The 16,525-nt window shown below is 59.7% G+C and carries 15 protein-coding genes, 1 tRNA gene and 1 riboswitch; of the genes, 4 read left to right on the top strand and 12 right to left on the bottom strand.

The features are described from left to right. Positions 1–115: 115 nt before the first annotated feature. Positions 116–321, bottom strand: a riboswitch (cobalamin riboswitch). Positions 322–326: 5 nt separating this feature from the next. Continuing rightward, entirely contained in the window at positions 327–2,624 is a 2,298-nt protein-coding gene (metE, locus tag HTY51_RS02180) for a 5-methyltetrahydropteroyltriglutamate--homocysteine S-methyltransferase (RefSeq protein WP_174251194.1), read from the bottom strand. A 107-nt stretch (positions 2,625–2,731) separates the two neighbouring features. Between metE and HTY51_RS02185 the strand changes: the two genes are divergently transcribed. Next, the gene (locus HTY51_RS02185; protein ID WP_174251195.1) at positions 2,732–3,610 is read left to right on the top strand and encodes a LysR family transcriptional regulator; all 879 of its coding nucleotides are present in this window, start codon (positions 2,732–2,734) and stop codon (positions 3,608–3,610) included. A 251-nt stretch (positions 3,611–3,861) separates the two neighbouring features. Next, positions 3,862–4,485, top strand: coding sequence for a tyrosine-type recombinase/integrase (locus HTY51_RS02190; protein WP_174251196.1), 624 nt, complete (start codon positions 3,862–3,864; stop codon positions 4,483–4,485). A gap of 82 nt (positions 4,486–4,567) precedes the next feature. Here the strand turns inward: HTY51_RS02190 and HTY51_RS02195 are convergent, their stop codons facing one another. From HTY51_RS02195 to HTY51_RS02220, 6 genes are all read right to left on the bottom strand, one after another. Next, entirely contained in the window at positions 4,568–5,596 is a 1,029-nt protein-coding gene (locus tag HTY51_RS02195) for a hypothetical protein (RefSeq protein WP_254606958.1), read from the bottom strand. A gap of 14 nt (positions 5,597–5,610) precedes the next feature. Continuing rightward, positions 5,611–6,663 (bottom strand): YqaJ viral recombinase family protein, encoded by a 1,053-nt coding sequence (locus tag HTY51_RS02200; RefSeq protein ID WP_174251197.1) that lies wholly within the window; start codon positions 6,661–6,663, stop codon positions 5,611–5,613. Positions 6,664–6,734: 71 nt separating this feature from the next. Continuing rightward, the gene (locus HTY51_RS02205; protein WP_174251198.1) at positions 6,735–7,706 is read right to left on the bottom strand and encodes a DUF932 domain-containing protein; all 972 of its coding nucleotides are present in this window, start codon (positions 7,704–7,706) and stop codon (positions 6,735–6,737) included. 86 nt (positions 7,707–7,792) lie between these two features. Then, positions 7,793–8,197: a complement resistance protein TraT gene (locus tag HTY51_RS02210; protein WP_217448231.1), complete on the bottom strand. Its 405-nt coding sequence runs from the start codon at positions 8,195–8,197 to the stop codon at positions 7,793–7,795. A gap of 96 nt (positions 8,198–8,293) precedes the next feature. Then, on the bottom strand, positions 8,294–8,902 hold the full coding sequence (locus HTY51_RS02215; RefSeq protein ID WP_174251199.1) for a hypothetical protein: 609 nt from the start codon (positions 8,900–8,902) through the stop codon (positions 8,294–8,296). Between the two features lie 83 nt (positions 8,903–8,985). After that, entirely contained in the window at positions 8,986–9,501 is a 516-nt protein-coding gene (locus tag HTY51_RS02220) for a thermonuclease family protein (RefSeq protein WP_254606959.1), read from the bottom strand. 432 nt (positions 9,502–9,933) lie between these two features. Between HTY51_RS02220 and HTY51_RS02225 the strand changes: the two genes are divergently transcribed. After that, on the top strand, positions 9,934–11,145 hold the full coding sequence (locus HTY51_RS02225) for an inovirus-type Gp2 protein (RefSeq protein WP_174251200.1): 1,212 nt from the start codon (positions 9,934–9,936) through the stop codon (positions 11,143–11,145). Next, positions 11,142–12,101, top strand: coding sequence for a hypothetical protein (locus HTY51_RS02230; RefSeq protein ID WP_174251201.1), 960 nt, complete (start codon positions 11,142–11,144; stop codon positions 12,099–12,101). Before HTY51_RS02225 ends, HTY51_RS02230 begins: the two co-directional genes overlap by 4 nt. Positions 12,102–12,360: 259 nt before the next feature. On the opposite strand, the gene HTY51_RS02235 is transcribed toward HTY51_RS02230, so the two are convergent. From HTY51_RS02235 to glxR, 5 genes are all read right to left on the bottom strand, one after another. After that, a complete protein-coding gene (locus HTY51_RS02235; RefSeq protein WP_174251202.1) occupies positions 12,361–12,678 on the bottom strand; it encodes a hypothetical protein in 318 nt (105 codons plus the stop codon). 13 nt (positions 12,679–12,691) lie between these two features. Then, the gene (locus HTY51_RS02240; RefSeq protein WP_174251203.1) at positions 12,692–12,937 is read right to left on the bottom strand and encodes an AlpA family transcriptional regulator; all 246 of its coding nucleotides are present in this window, start codon (positions 12,935–12,937) and stop codon (positions 12,692–12,694) included. Positions 12,938–13,652: 715 nt separating this feature from the next. Beyond that, positions 13,653–13,740, bottom strand: a tRNA-Ser gene (locus HTY51_RS02245). A 31-nt stretch (positions 13,741–13,771) separates the two neighbouring features. Continuing rightward, positions 13,772–15,481, bottom strand: a complete 1,710-nt coding sequence (locus HTY51_RS02250; protein ID WP_174251204.1) for a response regulator — start codon at positions 15,479–15,481, stop codon at positions 13,772–13,774. A 133-nt stretch (positions 15,482–15,614) separates the two neighbouring features. Further along, positions 15,615–16,517 carry a 2-hydroxy-3-oxopropionate reductase gene (glxR, locus tag HTY51_RS02255; protein ID WP_174251205.1) on the bottom strand — a complete coding sequence of 301 codons (903 nt, stop codon included), beginning with the start codon at positions 16,515–16,517 and terminating at the stop codon, positions 15,615–15,617. Positions 16,518–16,525 lie beyond the last annotated feature (8 nt).

A 16,525-nucleotide genomic window follows, 5' to 3' on the forward strand; every position in this document is an offset into this window, starting at 1 on the left:
CAGGCGCAACGCACGCGGACACGGCCACACGCGCTGACCCGAAGACGCAGGCGCGCGGAAGACGAAGGCAGGACGAAGCACCACCGATCTTGCTCGAGGACACCCCGCCCCATGCACAATCACATCGCCCCGTGGCAGGTCTCCTGGCTCTCGGGTCGTCGTCCGCTGCGGCCTTCCCGGCATATAGCCAGTGGTTGTCAGGCAGCGGACTCGCCGATCACAGTTGCGGGGGCAGCCACAGCTTGGATGGCGTGTCCATCCCTCTGTCGTTCCCTTTTCATTCCTGCTGTTGGGCAGGAAACCGCGAGGCGAGTTCAGTATACGTCCTAGGCTGCGACGGTGGCGCGCAGCTGACGCGCCGCGCCCACCATATGCGTCAGCGCTGGCAACACCTCGGACCACTGCCGGGTCTTGAGGCCACAGTCCGGGTTCACCCAGAGGCGTTCGGCCGGAATGCGCTCGGCGGCCTTGCGCATCAGCTGCACCATGTGTTCCTGCGTCGGGATGTTGGGTGAGTGGATGTCGTAGACGCCGGGGCCGATCTCGTTCGGGTACTTGAAGTGGTCGAAGGCATCTAGCAGCTCCATGTCCGAACGTGAGGTCTCGATGGTGATGACATCGGCATCCATGTCGGCGATCGAGGCAATGATGTCGTTGAACTCCGAATAGCACATATGGGTGTGGATCTGCGTCTCGTCACGCACGCCGTTGGCCGTGATTCGGAAGGACTCCACCGCCCAGTCCAGATAGACCTTCCATTGAGAACGACGCAGCGGCAGGCCTTCGCGCAGCGCGGCCTCGTCGATCTGGATCACTTGCACGCCGGCCCGCTCCAGGTCCAGCACCTCCTCGCGGATAGCCAGCGCCAGCTGTTTGCAGGACAGCGCACGCGGCTGGTCGTCACGCACAAAGGACCAGTTGAGGATGGTCACCGGGCCCGTGAGCATGCCTTTCATGGGCTTGGCCGTGAGCGATTGCGCGTAGCGTATCCACTCCACCGTCATCGCCTTGGGGCGGCTGATGTCACCGAAGAGGATGGGCGGCTTCACGCAACGCGAACCATAGGACTGCACCCAGCCGAACTGGCTGAAGGCATAGCCCTCAAGCTGCTCACCAAAGTACTCCACCATGTCGTTGCGCTCGGCCTCGCCGTGCACCAGCACGTCCAGGCCCAGGGCCTCCTGCTCGCGCACGCTGCGTTCAATCTCCTTTTTCATCGCAGCCTGGTAGCCGGTCTCGTCCAGGCGGCCGGCCTTGAACTCGCTGCGTGCATGGCGGATCTCGGCCGTCTGCGGGAAGGAGCCGATGGTGGTGGTCGGGTAGACAGGCAGTTGCAGCAGGGCGGCCTGCTTGGGTGCGCGCTGGGCATAGTTGTGTTCACGCTGGCCCAGGCTGTCGCTGATCGTGGCCACGGCGGCCTGCACAGCCGGGTTGTGCACACGCGGTGAAGTGCGCCGTGCAACCAGCGCGGCCTGGTTGGTGGTAAGCGCGTCTTGCACCGCAGCGCGCCCCTCACGCAGGGCGGTGCCCAGCACCTGCAGCTCATCGAGCTTCTGCAAGGCAAAGGCCAGCCAGGATTTCACCTCGGCATCGAGCTTCTGTTCATTGTCCAGGTCTACCGGTACATGCAGCAGCGAACACGTGGGGGCGATCCACAGGCGGTCACCCAGGCGTGCGCTGAGCGGCTCCAGCCAGTCGAGCACCGCGTTCAGATCGGTCTTCCAGATATTGCGGCCGCTGATCACCCCCAGCGACAGCACCTTGTGCGCCGGCAACAGATTCAGCACGGGCAGCACGTCGTCACGGCCCTGGACCGCATCGATGTGCAAGCCGGCCACGGGCAGGTTGGCAGCCAGATAGCCATTCTCCAGCAGGGGACCGAAGTAGGTCGCCAACAGCAGCTGGACCTTGCAGCTCTTGAGCTGGTGGTAGGCGGTGTTGTAGGCGTGTTGCCAGTCAGCATCGAGCTCGGTCACGAGCAGGGGCTCGTCGATCTGCACCCAGGTCACGCCCTGCGCGGCCAGGGTCTCCAGCAGTTGGGCATAGACGTCGAGCAGGCGAGGCAGCAGGGCCAGCTTGTCGGAATCATCCTTGGCTTTTCCGATGGCGAGGTAAGTGACGGGCCCGACGATGACCGGCTTGACCTTCACACCCTGGGCCTTGGCTTCGGCCAGCTGTGCCAGCAGGCGCGAGGCATCGAGCTTGAATTCGGTGGCGGCCGTGAACTCCGGCACGATGTAGTGGTAGTTGGTGTCGAACCACTTGGTCATCTCGCCCGCGGCCACACCAACGCAGCAGGCACTGTGCTCGTCGGTCCCGACGGCAGAACGGCCCCGTGCGATGCGGAAGTAGTTGTCCAGGGCTTCGCCGTGGAAACCCCGCACGCGCTCGGGCAGATTGCCCAGCGTAAAGCTCATGTCCAGCACCTGGTCGTAGAAAGAGAAGTCGCCCACGGGCACCAGGTCCAGCCCGGCCTGCTGCTGCCAGTGGCGCTGGCGCAGCTGGGCGCCCGTGGCCTGCAGGGTTGCGCGCGAGGACTCGCCTTTCCAATAGGACTCCAGGGCGAATTTGAGTTCACGCTTGGCGCCGATACGGGGGAAGCCTAGGTTGTGGATCAGGGCCATGTTGTTGTTGCCTATCGTGTGTGTGATGTCGAAGCTCGGCATCCTAGGCAAGCAGACCCATTACGTAAAATGGTTTTATTTCAATCATCCATGAGATTGGCTCATATATGCTGGAACGCATCCATCTGGCCATCGTGCAGGAAGTCGCCAAACAGGGTTCGTTGACGGCCGCCGCCGACACCCTGTGCCTGACCCAGTCAGCCCTGAGCCATTCAGTGAAAAAGCTGGAGTCGCTGCTGGGCACGGCCATCTGGCTGCGCGAAGGGCGCCAGCTCATCCCCACTCAGGCGGGTGAGTACCTGCTGGCGGTGGCGAACCGTGTGCTGCCGCAATTGGACCAGGCCGAAGAACGCCTGCGGCAATACGCCGAGGGTGAACGCGGCACGCTGCGCATCGGCATGGAATGCCACCCCTGCTACCAGTGGCTGCTCAATCTCGTGGCCCCCTACCTCACGCGTTGGCCCGATGTGGACGTAGACGTGAAGCAGAAATTCCAGTTCGGCGGCATCGGCGCGCTGTTCGGTTTTGAGATTGACCTGCTGGTCACGCCCGACCCCCTGTTTAAACCCGGGTTGCGCTTCGAACCCGTGTTCGACTACGAACAGGTGCTGGTCGTCCCGCGCAGCCACACGCTGGCCGGGGCGACCCATGTGCTGCCAAAACAGCTGGCGCAGGAGATCCTCATCACCTACCCCGTGGCACCCGAGCGGCTGGACGTGTTCAACCAGTTCCTTACGCCCGCAGGCATCGCGCCGCGCCAGCACCGAACCATCGAGACCACCGACATCCTGCTGCAGATGGTGGCCAGCGGCCGTGGTGTCACGGCACTGCCGCGCTGGCTAATCGAGGAGTACGCCGAACGCATGGACATCGTGCCCGTGCGCCTGGGCCGGCACGGCCTCAAGAAACAGATTTTCCTGGGCCTGCGTGAATCGGATGGCGATGTGGATTACCTGCAGGCCTTTGTGGAGCTGGCGAGGGGCTGAGGCTAGGGCCTGGAAATTCCTGAATCTCTGGTATTCCAAAGGTAATAACAAGGCTGGGAAACCCGTCGGCACATGGTGTCCACTCTGCGCTTTCCACGCTACCGTCCGCACCTGGCCGGATCAGTGTCTACCCGGGGCGTGCCACAAGCTGACTCTGACCAGCCGTTCTAGCCCGCTTGTAAACCAAGATCGTAGTCCGCCGGCGGTTCTCGGCGCATCCTACGTGCCCCTCAACTCGATGGGAGACCATCATGGAAACAGTAGGTAACACCACACATCGCGAGCCGTGGAACAAGGGCAAGATCGTAGGGCAGAAGGCGCCGTTCAAGCCCAAGGACATCTGGGCACTCCGCGTCCGCCTTCAGATGGAAGGACGCATACGAGAACTTGCGCTCCTCAATCTGGGCATCGACAGCAAGTTACGTGGATGCGATCTCGTCGCGCTCAAAGTCCGGGACGTCTGCCATGGCGACCAGGTGGCAACCCGCGCCATCGTCATGCAGCACAAAACTCAGCGTCCGGTTCAGTTCGAGATCACCGCAACCACTCGAGATACCCTGCAGGCGTGGATCAAGTACGCTGGGCTGAAACCGGACAATTTCCTGTTTCCCAGCCGACTTCACGAGTCGCCCCATCTCGGAACCCGGCAGTACGCGCGGATTCTCGGGCACTGGGTTGACGAACTAGGGCTTGACCGTGCCGACTATGGAACGCATTCGATGCGCAGGACCAAGGCGACGCTGATCTACCGGCGAACCAAGAACCTTCGCGCCGTGCAGTTGCTTCTCGGGCACGCCAAGCTGGAGTCGACGGTGCGGTACCTAGGCATTGAAGTTGACGACGCCCTCGAAATCTCTGAGCAAACGGAGATCTGAGGGGTGGGTGGTGTCCACCCGGACAAACAGGCCGGGTTGGGCATCCTGCTTTTCAGCTATGGATCTCCACGCAGAGATGGCGTTAGCGACCAAGTAGCAGCCGCTCAGCATTAGTTACCGACCGGCGGCTATCGCTGCAGAGCAGCCGATCAAATAGACAGATCGGCTCCCAGTCGGGCCTAACCTGCATGGCGGCTTTTTTCTCCAACTTCTCCCGCAAGCTTGGTTGACGCCCCGCTGTCACCGGGCGCTCAGATATCGGCTCCCACCCTCCTTCCTTTCCGGGGTAGAACTCCTCCACGACAGCCGCGCCCTCTTCGACAGACTCTTCGAACGCGCCCAGAGCTAGCCCTTCTCCTGCAGCTTTGTCCAGATCAGCCTGACAGAATCCTGCCTCCTGCCTGGCCTGCGCTTCCGTCTTCGCCTGACTGATAGCCTCGTTCAAGGTACTACCGGTACGAACCGTGAGGTCCACGTAGTAGATCGGTGTGCCGTGTGACTGCTGGGTGGATTTCCCTCTCAGCCGCAACTCCAGCGGCAAGGTGGAGAGGTTGTCTCCGCTAACTGCCTGGAAATACCTGAGCCGGGTAGATAGCGTACGAACAGAGTTAAAGCTCGTCGTCCTTAAGATAAATGCGCTCAGCTCATCCTCATCTCCGATGCGGACGTTCAGCCTCCCGAAGGGCTTGCAGCCACGCTCAGCCAGTTCGCAGGCCTCCGGAGCCGGGCAGGGAAGGGACTGCATGCCATCGATCGTTGATCGACGGCATGTCTCTCCGTTGCCTACGCACAGCGGTCGACCGGTGGCGCGGTCGAACAGGCAGTAGCTGGCCCGCAGGTTCAGGTCCGGGTCATTGAAAAGCAGTCGCACAGGGATCTGGCGCAGCTTCACCTTGGCTTCTCCCTTCCGTGATCCCGGCTGTGCCTGGGCTTGCGCCTGGCGCAGCTGTTCATCCATCGGGTGCAGTACCCAGCCATCTCGGGTCTGTGTCTGGGTCGTCAGGGTGAACTCATCGTCCTTCTCCGGCAGCCGTTTACCGTTCCGTTCGACGACGCGACCGATGGAGATACGCCCCACAACCGGTGGGGTGAGTGCTAAACCTTTCAGCATAGTGGTCCTTTCGTTCAGGAATTGATGTGTTGATGTGTATGAGGAAGTGCCATGGAATCGGTAGGGGGCGCATCGTGAATCAGGAAGCGACGTGAGCCAGGCTTAGCCACGCCATAGCGCTGGCGAAGCTCGGGGTGTTCTGCCCACAGACGGTCCAGATCTACGGATTCGCTGTCCTTGCTTCGCCGCCAGGTGATAGAGCCCTTCTCGAAGCGGACCCGAGTGGCTTCGCCCATGTGTTGCTGGATCTGCTGCTTAAGGGAGGCCTCCAGACGGCTCTGGGTCTCCAGTTGCTGACGAACAGCCAGCAGGTCAGAGAATACGGCCGACATCACGAGATTGGTCGACCAGTCCAGCGTTTGGCCTCGATCCCTTGGGTATAGCGCTCTGAGCGCCTGTTCAGCGGATTCAGTGCCATCGGGCGGTGGTGGCTTGTCATCGGTTACGTGGCGCCAGAAGTGCCCCTCCAGCTCGATCAGCCGCTCGATCAGGGCATCGTCACGGTCGATCCGGTGAACCACTAGCTTTTGGCCACAGAGAAGCACAGCCACGTCCGCAGCTTGTTTGCCTGTGACCGCCAGCTGGTGCTGGACTTGCAACTGGACATACTCGGGCACACCGTCCTTCCATAGCCTTGAGCCGAACTCACCGGCGGTTTTGCACTCCAGGATCTGGACATCAGGAGCTCCGACGATTTCCCGGTCCAGGTTGGCCAGCATGTAAGGCACCGTGGGATGCCGTAAGACGGCATTGACCTTGCGGACCTTGTTTCCAGTCTGCTTCACGTACGCCGCGGCTACGATTGGCTCTAACAGAGAGCCCCAGAAAAGCGGCGTAGTCGTATCGTTGGGATCGGGCTGACGCAGTTCGCCTTCGCGACCGGTTTTTTCCATCCACAGCTCCAGTGCGCTCTTGTGGGGGTTCAGGCCCACGGCCGCTGCGGCATCGGACCCACCGATCCCCGTGCGACGTACCTCCAGCCAATCGCCACGCTCCATCTTCTTGGTTTCGACCAGGCGCAAGGCCGGCCGTCGTAGCTCGCTCGATACCTGTTTGGGTTGAGACATTTGGATCTCCTTAGAAAAGAAAAAGCCCGACAACTCGCGCTGTCGGGCTCTATGCCGTTTGTTGATGAATGTCAGGCCAGAAGCTTCAGGGCTTCTTCCCAGGCCCGGTGCTTGATGGCTGCACCTTGGCCAAACCAAGCCGCATCTCTGCGGTGGTCATCGCTGCGGGCACGGCGGTGGTGGTCAGTAAATTCAGAAATTGCATTGACCAGCCCCCAAGCCGTACCAGCAGCCGAAGCCATCTCGGACCCTCTGCCGCGACCGGCATAGAGCTCGTGCACGACCTTGAGCGCACTTTCATTGATGGCAGTGCTCACACCCTCGATGTTGTTGACCGGGTAGGTCAGAACCCGGCGCAGGAAAGTTTCGGCTGCCTCGTCTTTCACCTTGCAGTCGGCCAGCGCCTTCATTCGGACCATGAAGCCATCCCAAGACGAGACGGCAATGCCCAGCTGGCGCTTGACGGCTTGAGCGTCGAATTGGCTGCGATGAGGCACCTTGACAGCATCAGATCCATCACCTAAGGCGATAGCCAGCGTGTTAGCACACACTACCCTGACGGAGGTGTGCTGCGCGGTAGTCGCCAGTGTCCCGTCACAGGCCGTTGCCAACAACAAGTAGCCGTGAACCTTATCGCGGCCTTTGAGGCATGCGCTTTGCCCAGTGCGTGCCAAGGCCCATAGCTTGCGGCCCTCCTTAAGTACGCCGGCAGTCTCCAACTCGTAGCCGCCAGCCTCAGTTAGGTCCCGGTAGAACTCCAGGATTTCCCCAGGCTGGACGACCTTGAAGCGGTTGGAAACGACGGAGAGAGGGGACTTACTGTCAGAGCGGTACAGGACCTTTTGCTCCGGAAAGGAATGGATCGATCCGTAGCTTTCGCCATTGGCGCCGGTTGCGACGTAACGAACGGGGGCTTCCTCGATGCTCCAGTCCATGCCAGCACGATCTGCCCAGACCTCAATGGGCTGTCCGGGGGAGAGTTGGTTACCCAGGCCATGCCATGGGGTGGAGTGTGTAAAGGCCATTGTTTGAACAGAATGCACAAAGTTCTCCTAGATAGACGACATAAAGCCCGGTCAGCTTTCGCTGCCGGGCTTCGGGGGGTGAGATGGGAAGTGGAAAAGGGCGATCAGTCGTCGGTCGTGACGCTGTAGGTGTGGTCGCAGCTAAGGCAGTGAATGTTTGCGAGGATGTTGCTGTCCACGACATCCCCCAGAGCGCTGCCAGCGATACCGCCGACCGTAGCGCCAGTCAGGCCAGCCAGAAGAGCGCCGACCATACCTCCGGCAACTGCGCCAACCGGACCGGCCACGGCGCCTACGGCTGCACCTGTACGTGCGCCCAATATCGCGGTCATGGCTCCGCCCGTGGCACCGACCACTGTGCCGATGGCTCCGCCGACACGCCGGCCGTAGCCCAGCTCCTCGACGTTGTGCGAGTTGCAGCGAGGGCAGGCGTAGGGGTTCTTAGCTTTCTGCTTGAGGCGTTCTTGGGTTTGCTGGTCGTCATGGCCAGCAGATTGTTCTTCAGACATGGATGCTCCTGAGTGGGTACGTCAGTCAAAAACGCTGACGGATGAGCCACGATTGGCCCGCTCAGGAAGGTGATATGTGTCTGAAAAGAAGTTGAATCAGGTACCTGCTGAGTCAGTCCCGGCATCATCCTTGAGACGCCCAGACAAGAACTTCCCACTTCCACCATTCAGTTCGCTCCTGTCGATGAGCTTGCTCTGGAACTGGAAGTCTCGGTCAATGCGCACGATGAGCAGCTGCTCAAAATCTCCCTGGGTTTTGACCAATACGCGGTCACTGGTCTTCTCTGGGGAGATCGTCTTCACCTCCACCAACTTGCCATTGATGTATCCGTCGGAGCCAGCCTGGTGGGTTGGATGGCGCTGCAGTCCGAACTTAAGCTCGGCGTAGATTTCCCCTAGCTCCCCCCAGACCTGCAGGTAGCGACCGGTGTTGTCAAAGTGGCGCGCCGCACAGTCAACCAGATCGCGAAAGATCTGCGCCTGTTCAGTGATGCTGAGAGGCAAACCATCTCTGCTCCTAGAGGGACCACCTAACTCAACTGAAGCAGCGTTACTTTTGGGAGCATCTTGAAGCTGGGAGTCAATCCAGTCTCTGGCTAGGGAATCCCATTCCCAAGGCGCTGCGCCCGAACCAGCGGCATCGGCAATTTCTTCGGGGCTGTAGCCGCGGTCATGCATTTCATGCAGGAAATCCCAGTCGCTCATGGATGCTCTATGCCCTTTACATGAGGGAAAAACTGTCCGGCGCCATCAAGCAGATATGGGCCAAGGGACAGTGCTGTAAGAAGCTATTGTCTTCTGAATCCCCAGGGTGGCACTGGATTCTTGTCAGCCCAAAGCCCCAATCCATTCTGACGAGCGCTCAGCTCACCTCCCGCGTACTTCCTGCGGTCATCGGGGCTCAGCTCCGACTCATATTGTCGGTAGAACCATGCCATACCAAGACTGATCTGCTGCAGATTGGCATCTTGGCCATTGACCAAGACCTTGCCTACCCTGCGTCCATAGCGGTCACGCTTATGTGCTTCGACTTGAACCTGCTCACCAAACACCATGTCGCTCAGACTCTGCTTGGATCTCTCCCCATAGGCTTGACGCTTCTCCGGGGCATCTACACCTGCTAACCGAATCCGGTGCTTGACAAGAGCCGCGTCAAGCACGTCGATGGTGTCTCCATCAAGGACGCCTACGACCTTGCCATCGATTACCTCTGCGTGGCTGATCGTGCTCAAGGCCAGTAAGAGGATGCCGACCAGGTACTTCAACAGCTGAACTGCTACCGGCTTCATTTGAGTGTGGTCCATGCAAGTACTCGTTCTAAGAGGATCGAGGGCCCGAATTCACTTTTCAGATACGAACTCAGCTGGAAATTCACTTTTCAGATATCGATGTCTGGTGCAACTTGCGCTCATAGACATGAAGCACATTCAAAAACCTTTAAGCACATCGGTTGGCAGCGGAGAGGGGAAAAGTTGAAATCTCATTGCGCCGCATCGAATCTGGCCTGCTAAGAAAGATTCAGGATTGACTAGACATCTGCGACAAGTCAGGCCCTGCATCAAAAGTACCTTTTGCCGGACGCTGTGCGTTATTCCGCCATGTATCGATAAGCCCTGTTCACTCTGAGATTTTGACGATTCTCCCTAGGAAGAGAGTTATGGATTTTAGTGAGATTAGAACGGATCAAGCTAGATCGATGCAAGGTTTAACGATACCTCAAAGCAAGGAAGATAAAAATGGAAAAAGAAGAAAGCTACTTCACTCTCGATGGAAAAGACGGAAGCTGCTTACTATTTGAGTCTCGTCTGAAGGACCTCAACGCCCTGATCCGATTTATGAGGGACGTCGTTAACACTGATACGAGGTTCTTCACTGGCAAGAAAACCCAATCGGGTCATCCTGAGGTATCCCATATCGGACGGAGCTGCGGGAGACTTGCAGACTTCGCCAGGGCGCAGGATCCGACGCTGACGTATTCACCGCTCGCAGCATTCTTTTTTGAAGAGTACGCTAAGCATGCAATTGCTTATTACCCCGGTCCTCTTTCGCCAGGCAATCATTCTGAACTGATGATCATCGGGAAGTTGTTTGACGACTTTCTCTCTGTTTTGCGTAAGCGTGCGAAGGAAGTTGGACTGAAGGCAAAAACGCGCAATTGGGACAACAAGCCCAAGCGAAATCGTGATGAGCTTTTGCGCATGACCGACGAGGTATTCGAGCGACGGGCAAAGGTTCTCGTTATCCGTCTGGATTTCAACTATCACGCCGCTAAGCTGGATGAGGCCGACCTGGAGAAGATGCTCCAGGCGCTGTCACTGGGTGGATCAAAACCAAAAGGCCGGGTTCCATTCAGTGAGGTGCAGCGCGACCGAGCGCTTTTCATTTCCAGGATGAAGGGCAAGAGGTCTCTATTCAAGGACCTCCTTGCGTATGCGTGGCGTATCGAATGCACTCCCGTTGCTGGTTTCCATCTGCATTTCATCTTCTTCTTCGATGGCTCAAAGGTGATGAAGCATGAGTGGATGGCGCAAAAAATCGGAGAGTACTGGTCGCATGACATCACCAACGGACGGGGGTACTATGAAAATGTAAATCGGCGTCGCAAAAATCTTCCTCGGCATCTATATGGCGTTGGAATGATTGATTACCACGACGCACACAAGCGTGGGTGCCTTGTGGAAAACGTTTTGTCATACTTTTGGAAAACGAATCAGAGCGCACAGTTGATCCCCTATCCGAAAGCCAATCTGTTCGGGACGGGCTCTATTTTCCGTGGCAAGCCGGCACGTCAAGGCCGCCCTCGCTCGAAAGGGAGTGAGGTTATGGGGTCCCCAGACGCTGATATGAGCGATTCCAGTGAAGAAGACGGCTCTTTTTTGCCAGGCGATGTGCCTAGGACCGAGCCTGGCATCCTGAGGGGTGGTCAGCAGGGGGCGAGCAGGTCATGAGCCGATACCTCTCCGTCACCCTGGCTCTTGTAGCCACCGCGCTTTCAGTAGCGATCTCTGTCATGAGCAGCGAGGGTGCCGGCACCTTAAGTCAACAGCCCCTGCCGTTGGTCGGGGTGCTGGCGGTGATCTTTGCGCACTTGCTGCCTGCCCTCTCACGCGAGGCTGGACCTTGGGTTCGAGTGCTTTCTTGGGGTGTTTGGGTGGCCTGCATGGCGTTTGTCGGGTACGTCCACACAGCTTTCTTCCTATCCTCGCAGTACAAGGCTGGAGAGCGTCGGTCTGATACTGTCACTCAAGCTGTGACGACCCAGAAGCCAGCTCGCACTGTGTCAGCGATTCTCGAAGAAAAGGTGCGCGTGACCAGTGCATTGCAGTGGGCAGGTGCCTTGGATTGCCGGGATGACTGCGACCGTAGGCGTAGCCGAGTCGCGCCGTTGACGGCTCGGATTCAGGCTCTTGAGGCTGAAGCTGAGGAAGCGAGACGCTGGCAAGCTGAACAAGATCGACTTCAGGTCCTGAAGCACGCCCAGCAAGTAGATCCCGCGACTGCGAAGCTTGCCCAGTCGTTGAACGTGACTGAGGGAGACGTTAGTCTGGTCATGGGCATAGTGCTTGCGGTTGTTCTCGATGGGTCTGCCCTTGTCCTCTGGAGTCTGGTGTTTCGGCGCCGTGACTCGATGCAACCACCCATGATTGCCGATGAGACTGCCGCAGTGACTCTGGTAGTCAAGGATGTCGGCAAGCTCGCGGAGGTTGATCCTGAAGCAGCTAAGGCCCTGCAACCTTCGAAAATTGACCAGCTGGTGGCAAGAGTGCGGCCTGAGATCGAGGCGGGAAAGCTCAAGGGGACGGTAACGTCCATCCGTCAATCGCTGGGTTGTGCTCAGTCAATGGCTAGCCAGGTGCGACAGGCGTTGATCGCGGAGGGTGTAATCCCTTCAGCCTACCGCTGAGATCACCTAGAGTCGGTGACTTGCCTCCATTTGCAGAAGGGCGTCAAGAGGTGGTCTGGCTAAGATCGCCCTTAGTAGGGGCAGCTGAGGCCGACCATCAGATCCCTGATGCGGTGGTATGAGCCACGATGGATAAGCTCAGCGCATCGCGCTGGCCAGTGCTATGGAGTGCAGTGGTATGAAGTCTTCAGACGCCGACAGTCGAACACATAGCCAGTGCTTGCTGCAGTGTTCGACCGTCGGTGGGCTTTTATGCCATTTAGGGTTGATGGGCTGGCTCGTCTTTAAGCCTAAACCCGAAGCGCCCCTCAGTATCGGCTTTCAACCACCGAACAACAGTGTCCAAAAGGTTTTCCCGTTTCAAACCGCTGGCCTCAATTGCGTGATCGTGGTTTGTTTCGAGTTCTGTAGTGATTATCCGGGCCGCCGTAATGTAGCGGGCCCAGCCTTGTGCAGGAGTTTTGAGCGTCAAGATTTCAGTCACAGCCGTTTTAAGCTGTTCGTAGCGCTTGGCTCGGGCTTGGCCGCCCTTGCGGGCACGTTCAAAGTACTTCGAGTGTGGTGAAGGGGTGCTCATTGCTTTTGCCCCTTTATTGCACTTGACTTGCCTTGTTGGCAAACCATGCGTCAATGGCCGATTTGGCCCACAAACTCGAACGGCCGATTTTCACAGGCTTAGGGAAGCCGTCATTTTTGATGAGTTCATACAGCGTCGAATGAGGGATGCCGTAGCAAGTCCTGATCATTGAACTGTTCAGCCATTCCGGCTGCAAAGCTGACTTAGACATTTCTTTTTTCCGCATTAAGCGGTACGCATGGCGTACCGCTGTATCCATACCGCTGATGCGGCACCTGCCTCCGAGCTGAGAAAGCTAGCGGAAGCGACGAGATGCGTGCGGCTAGGTGCAGACGGCCTAGTCGCGCGACTTCGTGTGGTGGCGGGGGAAATTGCGCGTAAATCGCAACCCTGTCGGAGGCTTATGCCCGAGACAAGTCATCCCGCAAGTGGTGGATCGATGCAGTTATCAGCATTCACCGGCGCTGTACCGGTTTTTTGCTAATCAGCTGGGAGGTAATCGCCCGCGCATCTTTAGTATGAGCCAGTGCGGGAGATGTGGATGTCCTGCACTGGTGGTTCTTGCAAGCAGTCAGCGCTGCAATCTGAAGCCAGCAAGGTTTTTATTTTATCGTTAAGTGTCGGTCTGACAAGCTGCGCCTTGCTCTAGGCAAGCCAAATGCTTGGCATTAATTCACACTGATCGAGATGTTATTTGTCCGTTTACCCGGGGCCAGGGTTGTCATTGGGGTGCTGCGTAGGTGGACCATATGACAACTTATGCGGAGAAACCCAGTTACGGATGCCTCAGTCGAACCGGATTCTGAAGGCCGCCCTCAGCGAGATGGGATCTGGTTCCACTCAATTCAACAACGCGTGTCTTATTTGGGCTAGCCCTAGAAGCATAAAAGCCCACAAACAGGAAATCTGTTTGTGGGCTTTTATGTGGGATAAAATAAGTTATCCGACGTAAGTTATTGATTTTATTTGTTTATTGGCGGAAGCGGTGAGATTCGAACTCACGAACGGTTGCCCGTTGCCGGTTTTCAAGACCGGTGCAATCGACCACTCTGCCACGCTTCCGATGCGCCGATTCTAGCGTCTGGGCCTGTCATCAGGCCGCAGGTGCATCCTCGTTGTCCGTCTCGCTGGCGGCCGCCGCCGCAAACACGGCCGCGGGCGAGCCGTCGGCCTTGCGGCCGGTGCGCAGGCTCAAGGCCCCGGCGGGCCGGCCCTGTGCGCTCAGGGCGGGGCGCAGGGCAGGGTTGCCGTTTTTCTGGCGCCACTGCTGTATCGCTGCTTCCAGTTCAGCCGCGTCGCTGATCTTGGCGCCGTAGCGTTGCAGCACCAGATGGGCGGTTTCGATCAGCTTGGCGTTGAGTGTCTCGTTGCCATGGCTCAGCAGGTTGCGCACGGCGCCGGCCGGATCGCCGGCCAGGCTCAGGGCCATGGCGGTTTCGGCCAGCTTGAGCACGTGCGCGCTGGTCACGCGCAAACGCTCGGCATACGCCGGGTGCACGCCGGCGGCGCCGGCCAGCAGTTCGCTCATGGAGCGGCCGGTGGAGAAGCGCATCCCCAGGGCGTCGATGGCGGGTTCCACGTCATCGAGCTGGATGGCCTTGTTGGCCAGCTGGGCCATCAGGGCCACCAGGTTGGTGGCGGACTCGAAGTCGAAGGCAGGGTCCTTGACCTGACCGGCCAGTTCGCGCACGGCGTCGACGGCGCGTGCGAACTGGCGGTCCATGATGAGGGTCAGCGCATCGACGATGGCGGCCTGGCGTTGCAGACGGGGGTTCTTCTCGTCGCGGTCGATCAGCTTGACGAAGTCGTCGCGGCAGTGCTGCAGGCCCTTGCGGTCGCTGCATTCCAGCCGGGCAAAGGCCAGCAGCACCAGTGTCTGGCAGTCGAACATCTTGGAGTCCAGGCCCAGGCGCGCGCACTGGCCCAGGATCTTCTCGGCTTCCACGCGGTCGCCGCTGTAGTACATCATCAGGCCCAGGTTCTGCAGGCGCGATATGGAGAAGGGCGTGACCGCACAGGCCATGCGGTAGGCGGCCAGGGTCTGTTCGTGGTTGCCCAGTTCGAACTGGGCGCGGCCCAGCACATCGTAGGCGTCGGCGTAGCGCGGGTCGTCGCTGATGAGGTTTTCCAGCGTGCTGATGGCACGGGTGGGCTCGCCGTTGTCCAGCAATGCACGCGCCACACCCAGTTTGGCCCAGGGCATGGTCTTGGCGGCGATGACGGCTTCGTACAGCTTCTGCGCCTGGGCATAGTCCTCGATGCGCATGAGCAGCTCGGCGCCGATGCGCGCGGCATAAAGCCAGAAGGGACCGCGGGCCTCGAAACGCTGCAGGCACAGCCGCGCGCCTTTTTCGAAGTCGTGGGCCTCGATGGCGGAAAAGATGTCGGCCAGCGCCGCCTTGCGCTGGCGCGCCTGGTACAGGCGCTCGGCCAGGCGGGTGGCGGTGTGCGGCTTGATGAGGTAGCCGTCCAGGGCCGACTCGGCGGCCTCGGCCACCTTGGCGTAGGTGGCCTCGCCGGTGACCATGATGAAGACCGTGGCAAAGGGCAGCAGCTGGTTGCGCCGCAGGTCGTCCAGCAGGTCCTGGCCGGTGGGGGTGCCGGGCTGGAAGTACTGCTCGCACAGCACGATGTCGAAGGTCTTGAACTCCAGCACCTTGCGCGCGTCGGCGGTGCGGGTGGCCTGTTCCACGGCGCCCACGCCGAACTCGCGCAGCTGGTTGACCAGGATGGCGCGCGAGGTGGGGTTGCCGTCGACGACCAGCGCCCGGGTGTTGGAAAGATCGTCGTCGTACAGCGCCATGCGCAGGCTGGTCCTCGGTTGGGGATGCGGGGATGATAGCCCTGATGCCGCCAAGCAACCAGCCCCGGCACACTTGCGCGTGCCGGGGCTGTTGTGGATGATGGGGCGATGCAGGGCCTGTGCCCTGCAAAGATCAGGCGTCGGGCGCGACCTTGTGGTTGGCCAGGGCCTCGATGGCTTTCACCAGGGCCGAGTGGTCGGCCTGGTCATGGCCCAGGGCGGCGCAGGCCTGCATCAGCTGCGCGGCGTTGGCGGTCTGCGGCAGGGCCATCTTGAGCGACTTGGCGCCTTGCAGGGCCAGGTTCAGGTCCTTCTGGTGCAGCGCGATGCGGAAGCCCGGGTTGAAAGTGCGCTTGACCATGCGCTCGCCGTGCACTTCCAGGATGCGCGAAGCGGCGAAGCCGCCCATCAGCGCCTGGCGCACCTTGGCCGGATCGGCGCCGGCCTTGGAGGCGAACACCAGGGCTTCGCTGACGGCCGCGATGTTCAGGGCCACGATGATCTGGTTGGCCACCTTGCAGGTCTGGCCGGCGCCGTTGCCGCCGATCAGGGTGATGTTCTTGCCCATCAGCTCGAACAGGGGCTTGACGCGCTCGAACACGGCCTCGTCGGCACCGACCATGATGGTCAGGGAAGCGGCCTTGGCGCCGACTTCACCGCCGGAGACCGGCGCGTCCACGTAGTCGCAACCCAGGGCATTGATCTTCTTGGCGTATTCCTTGGTGGCGATCGGGTCGATGGAGCTCATGTCCACCACGACCTTGCCCTTGGACAGGCCCTTGGCGATGCCGTTCTCGCCGAACAGCACCTTCTCCACGTCGGGGGTGTCGGGCACCATGGTGAAGATGATGTCGGCGCGCTCGGCCACACCGGTAGGCGAGGTGCAGACAGTGGCACCGGCGTCCACCAGTTCCTGCGGCACCTTGCTGCGGGTGTTGACGAACAGCACGTGGCCGCCCTTGATGAGGTTCATCACCATGGGGGTGCCCATGATGCCCAGGCCCACGAAGCCCAATTTCAGTCCGGATTTGGTCATGTCGATTC

This window comes from Rhodoferax sp. BAB1 (assembly GCF_013334205.1).
Lineage (GTDB): Bacteria > Pseudomonadota > Gammaproteobacteria > Burkholderiales > Burkholderiaceae_C > Hylemonella.